At 69.9% G+C, this 18,976-nt stretch carries 19 protein-coding genes; 8 read left to right on the top strand and 11 right to left on the bottom strand.

All coding sequences use genetic code 11. The annotated features are described in order from the left end of the window. Positions 1-142: 142 nt before the first annotated feature. Positions 143-634 carry a transcriptional regulator NrdR gene (gene nrdR, locus E1202_RS05435; protein ID WP_132681529.1) on the bottom strand — a complete coding sequence of 164 codons (492 nt, stop codon included), beginning with the start codon at positions 632-634 and terminating at the stop codon, positions 143-145. 258 nt (positions 635-892) lie between these two features. Continuing rightward, positions 893-1,366 (bottom strand): LysM peptidoglycan-binding domain-containing protein, encoded by a 474-nt coding sequence (locus E1202_RS05430; protein ID WP_132681439.1) that lies wholly within the window; start codon positions 1,364-1,366, stop codon positions 893-895. A gap of 293 nt (positions 1,367-1,659) precedes the next feature. Between E1202_RS05430 and lexA the strand changes: the two genes are divergently transcribed. Continuing rightward, positions 1,660-2,325 (top strand): transcriptional repressor LexA, encoded by a 666-nt coding sequence (gene lexA / locus E1202_RS05425; RefSeq protein ID WP_235877759.1) that lies wholly within the window; start codon positions 1,660-1,662, stop codon positions 2,323-2,325. Between the two features lie 9 nt (positions 2,326-2,334). On the opposite strand, the gene E1202_RS05420 is transcribed toward lexA, so the two are convergent. From E1202_RS05420 to miaA, 4 genes are all read right to left on the bottom strand, one after another. After that, positions 2,335-3,366: an esterase-like activity of phytase family protein gene (locus tag E1202_RS05420; protein ID WP_235877731.1), complete on the bottom strand. Its 1,032-nt coding sequence runs from the start codon at positions 3,364-3,366 to the stop codon at positions 2,335-2,337. Continuing rightward, on the bottom strand, positions 3,356-4,789 hold the full coding sequence (hflX, locus tag E1202_RS05415) for a GTPase HflX (RefSeq protein ID WP_132681526.1): 1,434 nt from the start codon (positions 4,787-4,789) through the stop codon (positions 3,356-3,358). The genes E1202_RS05420 and hflX overlap by 11 nt, the downstream gene beginning before the upstream one ends. A 166-nt stretch (positions 4,790-4,955) precedes the next feature. Next, positions 4,956-5,798 (bottom strand): diaminopimelate epimerase, encoded by an 843-nt coding sequence (gene dapF / locus E1202_RS05410; RefSeq protein WP_132681438.1) that lies wholly within the window; start codon positions 5,796-5,798, stop codon positions 4,956-4,958. A 9-nt stretch (positions 5,799-5,807) separates the two neighbouring features. Then, positions 5,808-6,719 (bottom strand): tRNA (adenosine(37)-N6)-dimethylallyltransferase MiaA, encoded by a 912-nt coding sequence (gene miaA, locus E1202_RS05405; protein WP_132681437.1) that lies wholly within the window; start codon positions 6,717-6,719, stop codon positions 5,808-5,810. Between the two features lie 588 nt (positions 6,720-7,307). Between miaA and E1202_RS05395 the strand changes: the two genes are divergently transcribed. Beyond that, positions 7,308-8,633, top strand: a complete 1,326-nt coding sequence (locus tag E1202_RS05395; protein ID WP_132681436.1) for a DUF349 domain-containing protein — start codon at positions 7,308-7,310, stop codon at positions 8,631-8,633. 110 nt (positions 8,634-8,743) lie between these two features. On the opposite strand, the gene E1202_RS05390 is transcribed toward E1202_RS05395, so the two are convergent. Both E1202_RS05390 and miaB read right to left on the bottom strand, forming a co-directional pair. Next, positions 8,744-9,196, bottom strand: coding sequence for an Rv2732c family membrane protein (locus E1202_RS05390; protein WP_132681435.1), 453 nt, complete (start codon positions 9,194-9,196; stop codon positions 8,744-8,746). Further along, a complete protein-coding gene (miaB, locus tag E1202_RS05385) occupies positions 9,184-10,668 on the bottom strand; it encodes a tRNA (N6-isopentenyl adenosine(37)-C2)-methylthiotransferase MiaB (protein WP_132681434.1) in 1,485 nt (494 codons plus the stop codon). The genes E1202_RS05390 and miaB overlap by 13 nt, the downstream gene beginning before the upstream one ends. Before the next feature lie 290 nt (positions 10,669-10,958). On the opposite strand from miaB, the gene E1202_RS05380 reads away from it, so the two are divergent. From E1202_RS05380 to E1202_RS05365, 4 genes are read left to right on the top strand one after another with little or no spacing between them, the layout of a single operon-like run. Further along, a complete protein-coding gene (locus E1202_RS05380) occupies positions 10,959-11,687 on the top strand; it encodes an amino acid ABC transporter ATP-binding protein (RefSeq protein WP_165943748.1) in 729 nt (242 codons plus the stop codon). Between the two features lie 34 nt (positions 11,688-11,721). Then, the gene (locus tag E1202_RS05375; RefSeq protein ID WP_132681432.1) at positions 11,722-12,627 is read left to right on the top strand and encodes a glutamate ABC transporter substrate-binding protein; all 906 of its coding nucleotides are present in this window, start codon (positions 11,722-11,724) and stop codon (positions 12,625-12,627) included. A 59-nt stretch (positions 12,628-12,686) separates the two neighbouring features. Continuing rightward, positions 12,687-13,346, top strand: a complete 660-nt coding sequence (locus tag E1202_RS05370) for an amino acid ABC transporter permease (protein WP_235876170.1) — start codon at positions 12,687-12,689, stop codon at positions 13,344-13,346. Further along, positions 13,343-14,209, top strand: coding sequence for an amino acid ABC transporter permease (locus E1202_RS05365; RefSeq protein ID WP_132681431.1), 867 nt, complete (start codon positions 13,343-13,345; stop codon positions 14,207-14,209). The genes E1202_RS05370 and E1202_RS05365 overlap by 4 nt, the downstream gene beginning before the upstream one ends. A gap of 52 nt (positions 14,210-14,261) precedes the next feature. Here E1202_RS05365 and E1202_RS05360 read toward each other — a convergent pair whose 3' ends face one another. Continuing rightward, entirely contained in the window at positions 14,262-14,855 is a 594-nt protein-coding gene (locus tag E1202_RS05360; RefSeq protein ID WP_132681430.1) for a transporter substrate-binding domain-containing protein, read from the bottom strand. Positions 14,856-15,034: 179 nt separating this feature from the next. On the opposite strand from E1202_RS05360, the gene edd reads away from it, so the two are divergent. Together edd and eda are read left to right on the top strand one after the other, a co-directional pair. Further along, positions 15,035-16,870, top strand: a complete 1,836-nt coding sequence (gene edd / locus E1202_RS05355; protein WP_132681429.1) for a phosphogluconate dehydratase — start codon at positions 15,035-15,037, stop codon at positions 16,868-16,870. Positions 16,871-16,911: 41 nt separating this feature from the next. Further along, positions 16,912-17,535, top strand: coding sequence for a bifunctional 4-hydroxy-2-oxoglutarate aldolase/2-dehydro-3-deoxy-phosphogluconate aldolase (gene eda, locus E1202_RS05350; protein WP_132681525.1), 624 nt, complete (start codon positions 16,912-16,914; stop codon positions 17,533-17,535). A 35-nt stretch (positions 17,536-17,570) separates the two neighbouring features. Here the strand turns inward: eda and E1202_RS05345 are convergent, their stop codons facing one another. Then, positions 17,571-18,230: an HAD family hydrolase gene (locus E1202_RS05345; RefSeq protein ID WP_132681428.1), complete on the bottom strand. Its 660-nt coding sequence runs from the start codon at positions 18,228-18,230 to the stop codon at positions 17,571-17,573. Positions 18,231-18,282: 52 nt separating this feature from the next. Continuing rightward, positions 18,283-18,975, bottom strand: a complete 693-nt coding sequence (locus E1202_RS05340; protein ID WP_132681427.1) for a DUF4352 domain-containing protein — start codon at positions 18,973-18,975, stop codon at positions 18,283-18,285. Position 18,976 lies beyond the last annotated feature (1 nt).

Here is an 18,976-nt window from a genome sequence, read left to right as displayed (position 1 = left end):
GCTCGTCGCGTTTCGTCGGCCCCGTCCGGGCTCCCCGTCCGGTTCGGTCGTGACTCTGTTCTCTTCGCCGTCCCCGCCCGGGACTGCGAATGGCCTTTCGCGCTTCCGCCCCCTCTGCGGGACGCGCGCCGTCGCGGCTTGCTCAACCGCCGCACTCCACGTCTAGTTGCTCGCCGTCCCGCGGTGACTCCCTCGCAGCCCGCAGGTCGGTAATTTCCTTCTCGAAGTCCTCCACCGAGGAGTACGCGCGGTAAACGCTCGCGAAGCGCAGGTAGGCGACTTCGTCCAGTTCCCGCAGCGGACCGAGGATGGCCAGCCCGACTTCGTGGCTGGGCAGCTCGGCGACGCCGGAGGACCGGATCGCCTCCTCCACCTGGTGCGCCAACTGCTGCAGCGCGTCCTCTTCTACAGGACGGCCCTGACAGGCACGGCGGACACCGGTGACCACCTTCTCCCGGCTGAAGGGCTCGGTGACGCCCGACCGCTTCACAACCGACAACACCAGCTCTTCGATCGTCGTGAACCGGCGACCGCACGCCGAGCACGAGCGTCGGCGGCGGATCGCCTGGCCGTCCTCCACTTCGCGCGAGTCCACGACCCTGGAGTCATCGCCGCGGCAGAACGGGCACCGCACCGGCCAATCACCCCCTTCCCCCTTGGAGGTCGTCAGCCGGTCCACCGGCCCGCGACCACGTACGTCCACGGGGTACCCAGAACCCTGGAAGCCCAATCTATGGACTAACCACATGGACGTAACTACTAGATGTTGTGGTCGACTTTAAACCCGCGCCGGACCGCGTTGCAAACCGACACACCTGTGTCGCCCAGCCGGATGACGCACCCCTCGCCCCAGCTGGGAAAACCCGGCGAACCACAACATCTTGGGGTTCGGTCAGCTATCGACCGGCACCACCAGGAATCGGCCCGCTTCCGCGGAAGGCGCCCCGAGACCGTTCAGCTCGACGATGCGATCGACCGCCGCGCGGGGGTCCGCATCGGGCGCCATGCGCGTCGCGATGCCCCACAAAGTGTCCCCCGTTCGCACCTGCACAACGGTGGTACCTCCCGCCACCGGCGCGTCGCCCGACCCGAACAGCCCCACCAGCACCACCGCGAGGAAGGCCGCGGCGGCGACACCGGAGAGCACGAGCCACTCGCCGAGTCTGCCCTTCTCCAGCGCCGGCCTGGCGCACGATCTGGCTTCGGCGGCCTGCACGCGACGCCGAGCCTCGACCACCCGCCCATGTGGGCGATGAGCCTCGGCCCGACGCAGGGGCGACACGATCGGCTCGACTTCCGGCCGACCGGCGAGCGACTCCCGCTCAACAGGCCGAACTCGCCGTACTGTGTCGATGAACGTGGTCATGTCGCCTCCCGCGCGGAACGATGGTCGAAAGGTTGTTCGATCGAACCTCCGTGCGATTGTGTACCAAGAGTGGCCTTCAGCGCGAGACCCTGGGCCAAAATTAACTCGAACAGGTGTTTGATCTCCGTGTTTACCGCGTCTACTGTGGAAAGCGAGCAGCGGACGGCGAACACCGGTGACCAGATCCGGGGCGGCACACCGCTCGATGAAGACCAGCACCGCAGTTCACACGGATTCAGGAGGCAGCGGTGGCGAGAAATGCGACCGGCTCTATCGGGGGCCGCGTAGACGACATCAAGGACTCCCCTGCCGAGGTGGACACCGTGCCAGAGCAGGCCACCGCGGCCGAGGAGCTCAGCGACCGCCAGCTCAAGGTGCTGGAGGCCATCCGGGAGTGGATGAGCGAGCACGGCTATCCACCCAGCGTCCGGGAGATCGGTGACGCGGTGGGCCTGACGTCGACCTCCTCGGTCGCCTACCAGCTGCGCGTGCTGGAGCGGAAGGGCTTCCTGCGCCGGGACCCGCACCGGCCGCGCACCGTGGGCGTGCTCGTCGGCGGCGAGCCGGAGAACGAGGCTCAGGCGAAGCCGGCCTACGTCCCGGTCGTCGGTCGCATCGCGGCGGGCGGTCCGATCCTGGCGGAGGAGTCCATCGAGGACGTCTTCCCGCTGCCCAAGGAGATCGTCGGCGACGGAACCCTGTTCCTGCTGAAGGTCGTCGGCGACTCGATGATCGACCTGGCCATCACCGATGGCGACTGGGTCGCCGTCCGCCAGCAGCCCGATGCCGACAACGGCGAGGTCGTCGCGGCGATGATCGACGGCGAGGCGACGGTGAAGACCTTCAAGCGCACCGACGAGCACGTCTGGCTGATGCCGCACAACTCGGCCTACGAGCCGATCCTGGGTGACGACTCCCAGATCCTCGGCAAGGTCGTGGCGGTCCTGCGCCGCCTCTGATCGAGGTGGTCAGGAGCGCTTGCGGCGCCAGCTGACGAGGTAGACCAGCAGGGCGGCGATGACTCCGGCGAACAGCAGCGCGCGGCCGGTGGACATGCCGCCCTCCTCGGTCGCGGGCTGGGCCTGGTCACCGTCACCGCCGGACGGCGCGGGCCGATCGGTGGCCGTCTCAGCGGACGGGTCGCCGTCCGCCCCGGCGACGCGGCGAACCGCTTCGCCGCCCTCCGAACCGGACAGCAGACTGCCGTCAGGTTCCCAAGCGATGGCTTCGCCCTGCTCCTCGTCCGGGAGCGGGATCCGCACCGGTACGCCCTTGAGCGCTTCGAGCACGTCCCCGTTCGGCGAGCGGTAGACGTAGGCCTCGGTGTAGGTGCGCAGTGCCACCAGCGTGCCGTCCGCGCTCACCGACCCACCGGTGACCAGGACCGAACCCATCGATCCGTCGAGCGGTCCGCCCGGGGTCTTGGTCGCGCGCAGGGACACCGAGCCGACCCGTTCCATCGGGACCGTCCGCCCCGGGTCCAGCGGCTCCGCGGGCCGGTACACCCCGGCCCAGCCGAGCGGCTCCTTGGTGACGACGTACGGCACGCCGGCCCGATCCAGCAGCAACGCCTCGGCGTCGTGCGGGCTGTCCGGATAGGACATGCGGTACAGCGCGGAACCGCCGTTGCGGTCCAGCACGTGCAGCGCGACGTTCTCCCGCTTGTGCCGGTTGTCGCCGGTGTCGGCCAGCCAGAGAGCTCCGTCCGGAGCCAGCGCCAGGTCCTCGACGTCGTAGGGATCGCTGTCGCCGGTGCGTTGCGAGCGGACCTCGCAGGTCCGCGGGTCGAGCACGAAGGCACGCGCCCTCGACCCGCTGTCGTTGACGGCGTACCAGCTGTCCCCGTCGGAGGCCAGGCCGGACAGCTCGGAGAGCCCGGATTCCTCGATGGTGCACAGCTCGACCGGAGCCGACTGCGCGTGCGCGGGCGCGCCGGAGAGGATCGCGCAGGCGAAGAGCAGCGCGACCCCGGTCAGGCCGCCGGCTCGGTCAGGCCGCACCGTTGGCCGCGAACGGCTCGATGAGCGAGGCCAGGTCCGGTCGGACCTTGGCCTGGATCCGCGTGCCCTCGGGAGTGTGCTCCTCCTCGACGACCTCGCCATCGCTGTGCAGCCGCGCCACCAGGTCACCCCGCGTGTAGGGGATCAGGGCGTCGACGAACACCTCCGGACGCGGCAACCGGTCGGCGATGATCTCGCGCAGGCGCTCGATGCCCTTGCCGCTGTGCGCCGAGACGAACACCGCCTCCGGCAGCAGGCGGCCCAGTTCGGCCATGCGCGTCGCGTCCACCGAGTCGATCTTGTTGACGACGAGCAGCTCCGGCGGCATCTGCGACTTGTGCTCCGCGGAGATCTCGCTGAGCACCTCGCGCACAGCGGCGACCTGCTCGTGCGGCGACCCCTCGGAGCCGTCGACGACGTGGACCAGCAGGTCCGCGCTGGCGACCTCTTCGAGGGTGGAGCGGAACGCCTCGACCAGCTGGTGTGGCAGGTGGCGCACGAACCCGACGGTGTCGGTGAGCGTGTGCGGCTGGCCGTCGGGCGTGACCGCCTTGCGGGTGGTCGGGTCCAGAGTCGCGAACAGGGAGTCCTCGACCAGGACACCGGCACCGGTCAACGCGTTGAGCAGGCTGGACTTGCCGGCGTTGGTGTAGCCGGCGATGGCCACGCCGGGGACCTCGTTGGACTCGCGGCGGCTGCGCTTGGTGCCGCGGACCGTCTTCATCGCGGCCAATTCCTTGCGCAGCTTGCTGATGCGCTTGTGGATGCTCCGGCGGTCGGTCTCCAACTTGGTCTCACCGGGACCACGGGTGCCCACACCGCCGTTGGCGCCCGCCCGGCCACCGGCCTGACGGGACATCGTTTCACCCCAGCCGCGCAGTCGCGGCAGGAAGTACTGCAGCTGAGCGAGCTCGACCTGCGCCTTGCCCTCCTTGGAGCGGGCGTGCTGGGCGAAGATGTCGAGGATCAGCGCGGTGCGGTCGACGACCTTGACCTTGAGCTTCTCCTCCAGCTGGCGGAGCTGACCGGGCGAGAGCTCACCGTCGCAGATGACCGTGTCAGCGCCGTTGGAGGCGACCAGGTCGCGCAGCTCGCGGACCTTGCCTGAGCCGATGTAGGTACCCGGGTCGGGACGGTCGCGCCGCTGGATGATGCCTTCGAGCACCTCCGAACCAGCGGTCTCGGCCAGGCGGGCGAGCTCGGCGAGCGAGGCGTCGGCGTGCGCGGCGTCGCCCTCGGTCCAGACGCCCACCAGCACGACGCGCTCCAGCCGCAGCCGCCGGTACTCGACCTCGGTGATGTCCTCGAGCTCGGTGGACAGCCCGGAGATCCGCCGCAGCGAGGCGCGGTCTTCCAGCTCCATCTCGCCGGTGGAAGGCTCACCACCGGCCAGGATCGGTTCGAATTCGTCGCCGTCGGCCATGTCCTGGTCCACGGCGGCGTCGTGGTCGAGCTCTGGGGATGCGGTCAAGGAATCTCTCATCTCACGTTCACTGTCCCACGCTGCGCGACCCATTTTCACTCGCTGCGCTTGCCCGAGCCCGTCCGCGCAGCGCTGAACTGCGGGTTCGGGATCGTCGAAGAGGCTGTCACGGGTTCTGCCACCAGTCGGGGTCCAGGCGTCCTCCGCCGACCAGCACGGCAGGACCGGTCAGGGTGGAACCGCTGGCGGTGATCTCCACCTCGACGGTGCCGCCGGGGATGTGCACCACCCGGCGACCGGTTGTCTGACCTGCGGCGTGCAGGGCGGCGGCGGTCGCGGCGACCGTGCCGGTGCCGCAGGAGCGGGTCTCGCCGACACCGCGCTCGTGCACCCGCATCCGCACCTCGTCACCGCCGAGAGGCCGCACGAACTCGACGTTGACGCCGTCGGGGAACAGGTTCACGTCGTGCGGCGGGGCCGCCCCGAGGTCGAGGGCGTCGAGATCGTGGTCTCCGACGCAGGCCAGGTGCGGGTTGCCGACGTCGACGGCCACGCCGGCGAAGGTCGCCCCGTTCACCGCCGTGGTGGACTCGCCGAAGATCTTGGCCTGCCCCATCTCGACGGTCACCCGGCCGTCCTGGTGGGTGTGCACCGGGCGGATGCCCGCGCGGGTGCCGACCAGGAGGTCCCCGGACGGGGCGAGGCCGGAGGCGACGAGGTAGCGGGCGAACACGCGCACGCCGTTGCCGCACATCTCGGCGATGGATCCGTCGGCGTTGCGGTAGTCCATGAACCACACGTCCGAGGGGACGTCGGCCGGGGCGTCGGTCAGGTTGCCCGCGCGGATCACCCGCAGCACACCATCGGCACCCAGACCGCGCTGCCGGTCGCACAACGCGCGCACCCGGTCGCCGGTGAGCTCCAGCTCACCGTCCGGGTCGGGCAGGATGACGAAGTCGTTCTGGGTCCCGTGGCCCTTGATGTACTCGGGTCCTCCGAAGGCGTGCACGTCGCCAGTCTACGGATTCACCAGGGCACGGACATGGTCGGCAAGCTCGGGGTCCGCGGCGTCGAGCCAGTTGATGCGCTCGTCGCGGCGGAACCACGAGCGCTGCCGCCGGACGAAGCGGCGCGTCAGCCGTGCGGTCTCGGCCGCAGCGGCGGTCATGTCGTCCGCGCCGTCGAACTCGGCGAGCACCTGCTGGTAGCCCAGCGCACGGCTGGCGGTGCGGCCGTGGCGCAGGCCCTGCTCCTCCAGTCGGCGCACCTCGTCGACCAGGCCGGAGTCGAACATGCGGGTCACGCGCTCGTCGACGCGATCGTCGAGGTCCTCGGCTGGCCGGTCCAGGCCGACCAGGACCGTGCCGTAGCGGGGCGGGCCCGGGGTGGGCAGGTTCGCCGAGAACGGCTCGCCGGTGATCTCGATGACCTCCAGCGCACGCACGATGCGACGTCCGTTGCTGGTCAGGATGGCCGCCGCGGCGGCGGGGTCGAGTTCGGCGAGCCTCCGGTGCAGCGCGACCGGCCCGAGCTTGGCCAGCTCGTCCTCGTACTTCTGCCGCACCTGCGGGTCGGTCCCGGGGAACGTCAGGTCGTCCACGACCGCCTGCACGTAGAGGCCCGACCCGCCCACTAGGATCGGGGTGCGACCGCGCGCGAGCACGTCCTCCAGGACGGTGCGGGCCGCTCGCTGGTACGCGGCGACCGAGGCGGTCTCGGTGACGTCGAGGACGTCGAGCTGGTGGTGCGGGACGCCCCGCCGCTCGTCGGGGGTCAGCTTGGCGGTGCCGATGTCCATCCCGCGGTAGAGCTGCATCGCGTCGGCGTTGATCACCTCGCCGTCGAACCGCTCGGCGAGCAGCACGGCGAGGTCGGACTTTCCGGTGGCGGTGGGCCCGACGACGGCGACGGGGTGCGGGAGCGAAGACACACCAGAACTCTAAGCGCCCACTGCCCGGTTCCGTCCGCCCGGAGCGGGTCGTGGCGCCACTCGCAGCGGTGCGCGATCTGAATCGCGTCGGGCCGGATGGATCTGAACCAACGACCACCCATTCGGCGTTCAAATCCGTCAGACTGGACACGGCGCGCGAACAGGCGCCCCGCAACCGCTCGGCTTCGGCGCCGGCGAGCACGACCAGCGCGAGGACCGGCAGCGGCGGGTGCGGCACGACGACACGGGTGATCGCACTCGTGCACGGCATGGGGTCACGGGCGAGTTGGCTGGAGCAGGTGGTCGCGCACTGCGGCGGATCGAACCGATGCGAGGCATCGGCACCCTGCTCGCTGCCGCCACACGGGTGACCGATGACAATGAAGCCGTGCAGGTCACGAGGTCCCGAGGTTTTAGCCGGGCACCGATTCGGGTATGGAGTACCGAATCGGCTGTTGACCTGTTTGAATGCGCCAGCGGAGGCCGGACCATCCGACGGTTCGGGCTGACGCTTGCTGGGCCCCGCCGACGCGGGGCGCCCGTGGCCGACACGGGCATCGGAGCGGGCACGCAAGGAGGAAGCCGGCCATGACGCACCAGGACACGACCCCCGAGTCGGTCGCCAGCAAGGCGGTCGCGGACTCGACCAGCAGCAACACCGGGTCACCCGCGGTCGCGCCCGCAGTACCGAAGGCTTCCGCGGATCCCACCCAGTGGGGCCGGGTGGACGCCGACGGCACGGTGTACGTGAGCACCGCCGACGGTGAGCGGGCGATCGGTTCCTGGCAAGCCGGTGATGCGGCCGAAGGCCTCGCCCTCTACGCGCGCAAGTTCGACGACATGGTCACCGAGGTCGAGCTGCTGGAGACCCGGCTGGGCACCCACGCCGGCGAGCCCAAGCACACGCTGACCAGCGCCAAGCACCTGCAGGAGTCGTTGGCCGAGGCCGCGGTGGTCGGCGACCTGGCCGCCCTGGGCGCCCGCATCGAGCACCTGCTGGCCCGCGCCGAGGAAGCGGTCGAGGGCGCCAAGCACGAGAAGGAGCGCGCTCGCGCCGAGGCGATCGCCCTCAAGGAGGCGCTGGTCGCCGAGGCCGAGGAGATCGCCCACGAGGCGACGCACTGGAAGTCCGCCGGTGACCGGCTGCGCCAGATCCTCGACGAGTGGAAGAAGGTCCGCGGCGTCGACCGCAAGACCGACGAGCAGCTGTGGCGGCGGTTCTCCAAGGCCCGCGACGCCTTCAGCCGCCGTCGCGGCTCGCACTTCGCCGAGCTGGACCGCCAGCGCGCGGCGGCCAAGGCCCACAAGCTGGAACTGGTCGAGGAGGCCGAGTCGCTCACCGAGTCCAGCGACTGGGGCGACACGGCGAACCGCTACAAGCAGCTGATGGCCGACTGGAAGGCCGCCGGTCGCGCGCCCAAGGACAGCGATGAGGCGCTCTGGCAGCGCTTCCGGGCTGCGCAGGACCGGTTCTTCAGCCGCCGGTCGGAGGCGTTCTCCGAGCGCGACGCCGAGTTCGCCGCCAACGCCAAGCTCAAGGAGGAGCTGCTGGTCGAGGCCGAGCAGATCGACCCGTCGGCTGACCTGAAGGCCGCGCAGGCGCAGCTGCAGCGGGTGCAGGAGCGCTGGGACGAGATCGGCAAGGTGCCGCGCGAGCGGATGCGCGAGCTGGAGGGCAGGCTTCGCGGCGTCGCCGACAAGGTCCGCGACGCCGTCGACGCGCAGTGGCGCCGCACCGACCCGGAGGCCCAGGCCCGCGTCGACCAGTTCCGCGGCCGCGTGGAGCAGTTCGAGGCCCAAGCGGAGAAGGCGCGCGCCTCGGGCGACGAGCGCCGGGCGAAGAAGGCCGACGAGCAGGCCGCCCAGTGGCGCGAGTGGCTGCACGCAGCGGAACAGGCCATCGCCGACCGCTGACCTGCGCGAAACGACGACGCCCGCACCGGACTCGGTGCGGGCGTCATCGCTCTGCGGACGAGTGCGGTGCGAACCGTCCGGTCAGGACGCGGACCAGGACCTCTCAGGACTCAGTCGCGGGACCAGACGATGCGCATCCACTGGATCGCCAGGACGGCCATGCAGACGACCGCGAGCACCAGGCCGAGGCCGGGTCCCGCCTGACCGCTGGTCTGGCGGGACCAGATCGCGATCACACCTTCGAAGGTGACCACGAGTCCGGCGACACCGGCCAGGAAGGCCGCACCCCAGCGTCGGGTGATCAGCGCCAACGCGCCGAAGCCCAGGCCGACGATCGCGGAGTTGATCGCGAACAGGCGTGGCAGCAGACCCACCTTCAGCGACGGATCCGCCTGCCCGGTCAGCACCTCCCAGCCGGGACTGGCACCGACCCACGGCAGCAGCGAGCTCACCACGAGCGCCAGCATCACCGTGGCGATGACCAGCGCCTTGACCCCCGGGTCGAAGCGCCGCAGCACCTCACCGCGGCTCTTCACGTCCTGTTCCTCGCTCAACACGCACATCCCTGCTGCGCCGCCGGCTGCGGAGCCGGGGCACCGATGGAGGGCAGCCCGAGGCTGACCCCGGAGGTCTTGGGGCGCACGCCCTCTTCCCAGTGGTCGCCCGCCCGGGTGCGGCGGTGGCCTGAGATGTCGGCGTCAGCGACCAGGTGGTGCGGGGCGGCGCGGGTGATCGTGGTGCGCACGAGGTCGCCGGGCCGGATCTCGCCGTCGAGCGCGCCGGTGGGCGTGAAGTGCACCAGGCGACCGTCGAGGGCGCGGCCGGAGAGCCGGTGGGTCTCGGCGTCCTTGCGCCCCTCCCCTTCGGCGACCAGCAGCTCGACCTCGCGGCCGACGATCTTCTTGTTCTCGTCCCAGGAGATCTCGTTCTGCAGCGCGACCAGGCGGTCGTAGCGCTGCTGGACGACCTCCTTGGGCAGCTGGTCGGGCATGTCCGCGGCGGGCGTGCCCGGTCGCTTGGAGTACTGGAAGGTGAAGGCGCTGGAGAACCGGGCGCGGCGCACGACCTCCATCGTGCCCTCGAAGTCCTCCTCGGTCTCCCCGGGGAAGCCGACGATGATGTCGGTGGTGATGGCCGCATCCGGCATGGCCGCGCGGACCTTGCCGACGATGTCGAGGAAGCGCTCGCTGCGGTAGGAGCGGCGCATCGCCTTGAGGACGCGGTCCGAGCCGGACTGCAGCGGCATGTGCAGCTGGGGGCAGACGTTGGGCGTCTCGGCCATCGCCTCGATGACGTCGTCGGTGAAGTCGCGCGGGTGCGGCGAGGTGAAGCGGACTCGCTCCAGGCCCTCGATCTCGCCGCAGGAGCGCAGCAGCTTGCCGAAGGCGAAGCGGTCGCCGAACTCCACGCCGTAGGCGTTGACGTTCTGACCGAGCAAGGTCACCTCGAGCACGCCTTCGGAGACCAGCGCCTCGACCTCGGAGAGGATCTCGCCCGGGCGGCGGTCCTTCTCCTTGCCGCGCAGCGCGGGCACGATGCAGAAGGTGCAGGTGTTGTTGCAGCCGACCGACACCGACACCCAGCCGGAGTAGGCGGAGTCGCGGCGGGCCGGGAGCGTGGACGGGAAGACGTCCAGCGACTCCAGGATCTCGACCTCGGCCTCCTGGTTGTGCCGCGCGCGTTCCAGCAGCGTCGGCAGCGAACCGAGGTTGTGGGTGCCGAAGACGACGTCGACCCAGGGCGCCTTCTTGACGATCGTGTCGCGGTCCTTCTGCGCGAGGCAGCCACCGACGGCGATCTGCATGTTCGGGTTGACGTCCTTCTGCGGACGCATGTGGCCGAGCGTGCCGTAGAGCCGGTTGTCGGCGTTCTCGCGCACGGCGCACGTGTTGAACACGACCACGTCAGCCGGCATCTCCCGACCGTTGTCGGCCCGCGCGTACCCGGCGTCCTCCAGCATGCCCGCGAGCCGCTCGGAATCGTGCACGTTCATCTGGCAGCCGAAAGTGCGGATCTCGTACGTCTTCGTGCTCACGGTTCCACGGTAGCGCCTGGTCAGATCGCCGATTCACCCGCCTGGACCGATGATGGAGCGGGAGGAACCCGCCCCGGTTGATTACTGAACGCAACGAACGGCCTGAAATACCGGACACGGTAGGCGGTCAGGCGGACGACGCTAACTCCGTTGCGTAACGGAGTTGAAACAACGTATCGATCCCAACCTCTGGACTCCGCAGCCACGACAGGCTTAAGTTTCGGCCAACGAAAATCCACATACGACGCATTCGGGAGCACTGGATGACCGCAGCCCCCACGGACGTTCCGATGATCCGGATGTCCGCGGTCGACAAGTTCTTCGGCTCACTGCACGTGCTGCGGTCGATCGATCTCGAGGTGCCCAAGGGACAGGTCGTCGTGGTCCTGGGCCCGTCCGGCTCCGGGAAGTCGACGCTGTGCCGGGCCATCAACCGGCTGGAACCGATCAACGAGGGGTCCATCGAGATCGACGGCGTGCCGCTGCCGGTCGAAGGACGAGCGCTGGCCGAACTGCGCGCCGACGTCGGCATGGTCTTCCAGCAGTTCAACCTCTTCGCGCACAAGACGATCCTGGAGAACGTCACGCTCGGGCCGATCAAGGTCCGCGGGCAGAGCCGGGACGAGGCCCAGCGCGACGCGATGACGCTGCTGGAGCGGGTCGGCATCACCGACCAGGCTCAGAAGTACCCGGCACAGCTCTCCGGCGGCCAGCAGCAGCGGGCGGCGATCGCCCGGGCGCTGGCGATGAAGCCGAAGGTCATGCTCTTCGACGAGCCGACCTCCGCGCTGGACCCGGAGATGGTCAACGAGGTGCTCGACGTGATGACCGGTCTCGCTGAAGAGGGCATGACCATGGTCGTCGTCACGCACGAGATGGGTTTCGCACGCCGCGCCGCGCACCGCGTGCTGTTCATGGCCGATGGCGAGGTCGTCGAGGACGCCGAGCCCCAGAAGTTCTTCAGCGAGCCGAAGAGCGACCGGGCCAAGGACTTCCTCGGCAAGATCCTCACCCACTGAGTGTCACCACCACTGCACAGAGAGGCGTAAGCAGATGCGAGGCAAGAGATTTCGTCTGGTCACGGTGCTGACGGCATCGCTGGCCCTGGCGTTGTCCGCCTGCGGCGGGGGCGGCGAGAACCAGCTGGAAAGCGGCGGAGGCGCCCCGGAGATCCCGGTGGACCAGAACGCGCAGTTCGAGCCCGGAAGCACGATGGCCAACCTCAAGCAGGCGGGCACCATCCGGATCGGCACGAAGATCGACCAGCCTCTGTTCGGCCTGAACGACCTCGAGGGCAAGCCGCAGGGCTTCGACGTCGAGATGGCCAAGCTGGTCGCGGCGAAGATGGGCATCCCCGCGGACAAGATCCAGTGGGTCGAGGCGCCGAGCAAGACCCGCGAGGAGATCATCGAGCAGGGCCGCGTCGACATGGTGGTGGCCACCTACACCATCAACGACTCGCGCAAGCAGCGGATCAGCTTCGCCGGGCCGTACTACACCGCCGGTCAGGACATCATGGTCAAGTCCGACAACGCCCAGATCACCGGACCGGAAACGCTGCGAGCCACCGGCGCCAAGGTCTGCTCGGTGACGGGCTCGACCCCGGCCGAGAAGATCAAGGAGTACGTCGACGAGCCGAACCTGGTGCTCTTCGACGTCTACTCCAAGTGCGCCGACGCGCTGCGCACCGGCCAGGTCCAGGCGGTGACCACGGACAACGTGATCCTGATGGGTCTGGTCGAGAAGAGCGGCGGGCAGTTCAAGCTCGTGGAGAAGCCCTTCACCGAGGAGCCCTACGGCATCGGCATCAAGAAGGGCGATGTGAAGTTCTGCGAGTTCATCAACCAGACCCTCGCGCAGGCCGGCCAGGACGGCACCTACGCGAAGGCGTGGCAGGCGACCGCGGGCAAGGTGTCCAAGCAGACGCCGAGCCTTCCGCAGGCCGACCCCTGCAGCTGACCTGATAGCGGAATGAGGGTGCCGTCCGATCCGGTCGGCACCCTCATCTCTTGGCCGGAGTGGAATCTGTGCAAGTCATCATCGACAACCTGCCGCTGTACCTGAGCGGTCTCGTGCGCACGCTGGAGATCTGCCTCCTGGCGGGTCTGCTCGCGCTGGTCATCGGCACCATCGCGGCGGGCTTCCGGGTCTCCCCGCTACCTCCGCTGCGCGCCGCCGGGACCAGCTGGGTCAACGTGCTGCGCAACTGCCCGCTGACCGTGGTGCTGTTCTTCATGGCCTTCGGCCTGCCGGAGCTGGGCATCAACGGTTCTTACTTCTGGTTCGGCACCATCGGCCTGGCGCTGTACACCTCGGCGTTCGTGTGCGAGGCGATCCGAAGCGGCATCAACGCCGTTCCAGCGGGTCAGGCCGAGGCCGCACGCGCCGTGGGACTGACCTTCGGCCAGTCGCTGTCGCTGGTCGTGCTGCCGCAGGCCGTGCGCACGGTGGTCCCGCCGCTGGGCAACGTGATCATCGCGATGATCAAGAACTCGGCCCTGGTGGGCGCCTTCGGCGTCGGCGGGGACCTGTTCTCGGTCGGTGACACGCTGACCTCCGCGCGCGGCCTGGCCGCGTTGCCGGTGCTGCTCGGCGTGGTGCTGTTCTACCTGGTGCTCACCATCCCGGCCGGTCTGCTGCTGGGTTACCTGGAGCGGAAGGTGGCGATCGCGCGATGACCAACGCCGTTCTCTACGAAGCCCCCGGCCCGCAGGCCAAGCGCCGGTCGCTGGTCGCCAGCGCCGTCGTCGGACTGCTGCTGCTCGCGGTCGTCGGCTGGGTGCTCTACACGCTGGGCGTGCAGGGGCAGCTGACCGCCGAGAAGTGGGGTCCGCTGCTGGACCCGACCAACGGCACCTTCACCGCGCTGTGGGGCCTGCTGGGCACCGGCCTGCTCGGCACTCTCACCGCCGCCGTGCTGGCGATGGTGTTCTCGCTGGTCATCGGCACCCTGCTGGCGATCACCCGAGTCGTGAGCGCGCCCTGGTACCGCTGGCTGGTGGTCGGCGTGGTCGAGCTGCTGCGCGGCATCCCGGTCGTCATCATGGTCTTCTTCGCCTTCCGGGTGCTCCCCTCGGTGGGCTTGGACCTGTCACCGATGTGGTTCCTGGTGATCGGCCTGACCGCGTACAACTCGGTGATCATCGCCGAGATCGTGCGTGCCGGGATCCTGTCGCTGCCCAAGGGCCAGAGCGAGGCCGCCTACGCCATCGGCCTGCGCCGCGGTCAGGTGCTGAGCTCGGTGCTGCTGCCGCAGGCGTTCCGGGCGATGCTGCCCGCGCTGATCAGCCAGCTCGTGGTCATCGTCAAGGACACCTCGCTGGGCTTCATCGTCGCCTACGTCGACGTGGTGCGCGAGGCGCAGGTGATCATCCAGAACCTCAGCAACCCGATCCAGACCTACATCGTGGTCGGCGCGATCTTCATCCTCATCAACTACGCGCTGAGCAGGCTGGCGGTCTACACCGAGCGGCGGATGAGCCAGGGGCGCAAGGGCAAGCTGGGCGCGGTCGCCGTCGACGACACCGGCCGCGACGCCTGATCCGGGCGATGCAGGCGCCTTCGGGACTCGTTCCCGGAGGCGCCTCTTCACGTCACGGGTGAGCCGAGATCCCCTGAGGTGCCAGGTTCTGGTCGTGGGCTCGTTGCCAGGTGCCGTCGGCGATCGCGGCCTGCAGCATTCCCCGGAGCTCTTCGGCGAGCTTGGGGTCGTCGGCCTTGATGACCAGGTTCCGCTCGGTGTCCGTGACGGCGTACGGGATCTGCGCGAGCTGCGGGACGTCCGCGGTGCCGCCGAGCAGGACGTCGACGTTGCCGGCGGCGACCGCGTCGCGCAGCAGCGTCGGGGGCAGACGCCGGAACTGCACCTGCGTGGTGGGGTCCAGACCGATGCGGCGGGCGATGTCGCGGGCGATGTCGACGTCGAAGCCCCGGTAGCCGCCCGCGGGGTCGCGCGTGACGAACTCCGGCTGGTCGGCGCGCACACCCACCAGCAGCCGCTTCCGCTGCTTGATCGCCGTCAGCGTCGGCGAGCTGCCCAGCTCCACGTCGCCTCCCGCGGAGGAGCTCGGCGGTGCGGCCGGGACCTCCGGGGCGGGCGGAGGTGGTGGCGGCGCCGCGGGTTCGGCTTGCCCGCACCCGGTCAGGACGGCGGCCAGTGCCGCCACTGCGAGCAGGCGAATCCTCACAACCACTCCATTCACCGTCGGGGCCACGCGACCATGATCGCGCACGGTCGGTGTCCGGCGGGAACGAGTTCCCATGGACTGGATCGATTGTGAAATCCAGGCCACACCCACTAGTGTGACCCGCGCCATGTGGCGCCAACGTCGTCGCCCGTTTGTCCAGCTCACCTTCGGAGGCGATCATGGCGCCACTGCACGCCGTCGTCGAGCGGGTCACCCGCCGCATCGCAGAACGCAGCGAGCGGACCCGCTCCGCCTACCTCGAACGCATCAACGCCGCAGCTGCGCAGGGCCCGGTCCGGGCCGAACTGCCCTGCAGCAACCTCGCGCACGGTTTCGCCGCCTGCAGCGGCTCCGACCGGCTCGCGGTGCGCGGCGTGAGCAAGCCCGGGGTGGCGATCGTGTCGGCCTACAACGACATGCTCTCCGCGCACCAGCCCTACAACGAGTTCCCGGCGTGGCTGAAGGACTCGGTGCGCGAAGCAGGCGGTGTCGCGCAGTTCGCGGGCGGGGTGCCCGCGATGTGCGACGGGATCACCCAGGGCCGCACCGGCATGGAGCTGTCGCTGTTCTCCCGCGACGTGATCGCGATGGCCACCGGCGTGGCGCTGTCCCACGAGATGTTCGACGGGGCGCTGATGCTCGGGGTGTGCGACAAGATCGTGCCCGGTCTGCTCATCGGCGCGCTGGCGTTCGGCCACCTGCCGACCCTGCTGGTGCCGGCCGGCCCCATGCCCTCGGGCCTGCCCAACCGCGAGAAGAGCCGCATTCGGCAGCTCTTCGCCGAAGGCAAGGCCACCCGCGAAGACCTGCTGGAGGCCGAGTCCGCCTCCTACCACTCCCCCGGTACCTGCACGTTCTACGGCACCGCCAACTCCAACCAGCTGGTCGTCGAGGTCATGGGCCTGCACCTGCCCGGTTCCAGCTTCGTTCCGCCGGGCACTCCGCTGCGCAAGGCGCTCACCGAGGAAGCCGGCCGCCAGGTCGTGCGGCTCGGTCAGGGCGAGGGGCGGACGTCGATCGGGGAGCTGCTCGACGAGAAGGCGATCGTCAACGGCGTGGTCGCGCTGCTGGCCACAGGCGGCTCGACCAACCACACGCTGCACCTGCCGGCCATCGCCGCAGCCGCGGGCATCGAGCTGACCTGGGACGACTTCTCCGAGCTGTCCGCGGTCGTGCCGTCGCTGGCGAAGGTCTACCCGAACGGTTCCGCCGACATCAACCACTTCGCGGCGGCCGGTGGCGTGCAGACGCTCATCGGCGAACTGCTCGACGCAGGCCTGCTGCACGCGGATGTCAAGACCGTCGCCGGCCCCGGCCTCGACCGCTACCGGCAGCAGCCGTTCCTCGACGACGGCGAGCTGGTGTGGCGGGACGGTCCCGCCAAGAGCCTGGACACCGACGTGCTGCGCGGCGTCGACGACCCGTTCGCGCCCGACGGCGGACTGCGCGTGCTGGAGGGCAACCTCGGACGCGCGGTGATCAAGGTGTCGGCGGTGGCCACCACGCACCGCACCGTGACCGCGCCGGCGCGGGTCTTCGACGACCAGCACGACTTCACCGCGGCCTTCTCCGCGGGCGAGATCGACCACGACGTCGTGGTCGTGATCCGCAACCAGGGCCCGCAGGCCAACGGCATGCCCGAGCTGCACGGCCTCACCCCGGCGCTGGGCGTGCTGATGGATCGCGGGCACCAGGTCGCGCTGGTCACCGACGGCCGGATGTCGGGAGCTTCCGGCAAGATCCCGGCCGCCATCCAGCTCACCCCGGAAGCCACCGCGGGCGGGCCGCTCTCGCGCATCCAGGACGGCGACGTCATCCGGCTGGACGCCGACCGGGGCACGCTGGAAGCCCTCGTGCCCGACGACGAGCTCACCGCGCGGGAACCCGCCCGCGGAGCGGACCCGACGCCGTTCGGCACCGGGCGCGAGCTGTTCGCCGCCTTCCGCCAGGCCGTCGGCCGCGCGGACCAGGGCGCGAGCGTGTTCGGGCAGGCGCACCCGCAGGTGCGAGTATGACCAGCGGCGGAACCACCGCCCCGACGCGATTGGACGAGCAGATGAACACCGCAGCCGACGTTTTCGACCTGGCGCCCGTGGTGCCGGTCGTGGCCCTCGACGACGCCGAGCACGCCGTCCCGCTGGCCGAAGCGCTGCTGCGCGGCGGTATCCGGACCATCGAGGTCACCCTGCGCACTCCGGCCGGTCTCCCGGCCATCGAACGCATCGCGGCCGAGGTGCCCGACATGGTCGCCGGGGCGGGCACGATCACCGAGGTCGGCCAGGCCAAGCAGGCCGCCGACGCCGGTGCTCGCTACCTGGTCACCCCCGGCACCACCGACCGGCTGCTGGACGACCTGGACGCCTCCGGAGTGCCGTACCTGGCGGGTGCCGGAACGGTGTCGGAGGCGATGCGGCTGGCCGAGCGCGGGGCGAGCGCGATGAAGTTCTTCCCCGCCGAGCCCAGCGGCGGAGTGCCGTTCCTCAAGGGCATTGCCGGCCCCCTGCCGCACCTGCGGTTCTGCCCGACCGGCGGGATCAGCCCGGCGACCGCGCCGGACTACCTGGCACTGCCCAACGTCGGCTGCGTCGGCGGTTCCTGGCTCGCGCCGAAGGACCTGCTGGCAGCGGGCGACTGGGCGACGATCGAGCAGCTGGCCGCCGAGGCCGCCGCGCTGCGCTGATGCTCGGGGCGCCCGCCGATGCGGGCGCCCCGGCTTCACGCCGCGAGCAGGGTGAGGGCCTCCGGAATCGAGTCCACGACCGGGTATCCGGACTTCTCCAGCTTGGTGCGGTCCATCACTCCGGTGGTCACCAGAACGCACTGCGCACCGGCTTGTTCGGCCGCGTGGGCGTCGTCGAGGACGTCGCCGATGAGCACCACCTCGGCCGGATCGAGCTCCTGCACCTTGAGGTGGGCGCGCAGGTGCTCGTCCTTGGAACCGCCTCCCACCGAGGTGCGCAGGCCGTCCATCCGGTCGAAGAGCTCGTGCAAACCCCGGGCCGTGACCAGCTCGACCAGCTCGTCGTGGAACCACATCGACAGCAGCGACTGGGTCCGGCCGGTCGCCGCCCAGTCCTGCAGCACGTGCGGCACGCCCTCGGTCATGCCGCAGGAATCCAGCAGTTCCCGGTAGGCGACGTGGTAGAGCTCGTCGACGCTGGCCCAGTCGTCCTCGGCGATCTCGCGCCGCAGGAGGGTTTCGTAGCAGGCGCGCAGCGGCCGGCTGTAGATCGTGCGCCACTCGTCGATGTCGATGTGCTCCCGGCCGAACCGGGTGCACACGCTGTTCACCGCGGCCACGACCGCGTGGTTGTCGTCAAGAAGTGTTCCGTTCCAGTCCCACACGATGTGCTGCGGGCTCCTCGACTTCGTCATGACCAGGAACCCTACGACGCGCCACCGATGTTCTGGTACCCACGTCCCACAGTCAGATCGGGCCGGCGAAGCAGGCGGTCTCCTCAGCGGCGAACGTCGGTTGCACGCTGACCTGGAGCTCGCCCGGCTCGGCCCCGATCTCGAAAACCACGGTGTAACGCGCTTCTCCGCCCGGAGGCAGCTGCCCCACCGGGATCGGGTCGCCCGCACCGAAGTGCTGCTGGGCGAGCCGTCCGTTGTGGGTGACGGTGATCGTCGCGTTGATGACGTTGTAGGCGATGTCACCGCCGTTGCGCACCGAGACGTCGAACTGGACGTGCCGCCTCCCCTCGGGAGGACGGGAGAACTGGCTGGTCTCCTCGTAGTGCACGGGTGGCAGGATCGAGATCGTCCGCCCCTTCGGCCAGGTGTGCCGCTCGCCGAACGGCAGTCGCAGAGCGGGGGCCGGTGCGCTCGACGGCGGCTGTTCTTGCTGCGCACCGGAGAGCACCCGGTCCATCTCGGCGACCACGGGCCCTTGGAGCACAGCGGTGGCGGCGACCCCCAGCGCGCACAGCACCGCACCGAGTCCGGCCGGCACCTTCCGGCTTCCGAACAGCGCGATGACGCCCAGCACCAGACCGACGAGCGCGGCCAGGGCCGTGGCGTTGTTCAGGATCGGCAGGATCGATCCGCAGACCCCGACGATTCCGAGGATGAGCGCCGTCCACGCCAGCCCGCCGAACTTCGGTTTCGGTTGAGCCACG

This window comes from Saccharopolyspora karakumensis, assembly GCF_004349225.1.
Lineage (GTDB): Bacteria > Actinomycetota > Actinomycetes > Mycobacteriales > Pseudonocardiaceae > Saccharopolyspora > Saccharopolyspora endophytica.
Note: the sequence above shows the minus strand (reverse complement) of the source record. Positions and strands in the feature narration are given on the sequence as shown.

Excerpts from the sequence above, each read along its gene's own strand:
- E1202_RS05365 (WP_132681431.1), top strand. The coding sequence starts at position 13,343 with ATGACCAACGCCGTTCTCTACGAAGCCCCCGGCCCGCAGGCCAAGCGC.
- edd (WP_132681429.1), top strand. The coding sequence starts at position 15,035 with ATGGCGCCACTGCACGCCGTCGTCGAGCGGGTCACCCGCCGCATCGCA.
- E1202_RS05395 (WP_132681436.1), top strand. The coding sequence starts at position 7,308 with ATGACGCACCAGGACACGACCCCCGAGTCGGTCGCCAGCAAGGCGGTC.
- E1202_RS05345 (WP_132681428.1), bottom strand. The coding sequence starts at position 18,230 with ATGACGAAGTCGAGGAGCCCGCAGCACATCGTGTGGGACTGGAACGGA.
- E1202_RS05380 (WP_165943748.1), top strand. The coding sequence starts at position 10,959 with ATGATCCGGATGTCCGCGGTCGACAAGTTCTTCGGCTCACTGCACGTG.
- E1202_RS05375 (WP_132681432.1), top strand. The coding sequence starts at position 11,722 with ATGCGAGGCAAGAGATTTCGTCTGGTCACGGTGCTGACGGCATCGCTG.
- eda (WP_132681525.1), top strand. The coding sequence starts at position 16,912 with ATGAACACCGCAGCCGACGTTTTCGACCTGGCGCCCGTGGTGCCGGTC.
- hflX (WP_132681526.1), bottom strand. The coding sequence starts at position 4,789 with ATGGCCGACGGCGACGAATTCGAACCGATCCTGGCCGGTGGTGAGCCT.
- E1202_RS05430 (WP_132681439.1), bottom strand. The coding sequence starts at position 1,366 with ATGACCACGTTCATCGACACAGTACGGCGAGTTCGGCCTGTTGAGCGG.
- E1202_RS05390 (WP_132681435.1), bottom strand. The coding sequence starts at position 9,196 with ATGTGCGTGTTGAGCGAGGAACAGGACGTGAAGAGCCGCGGTGAGGTG.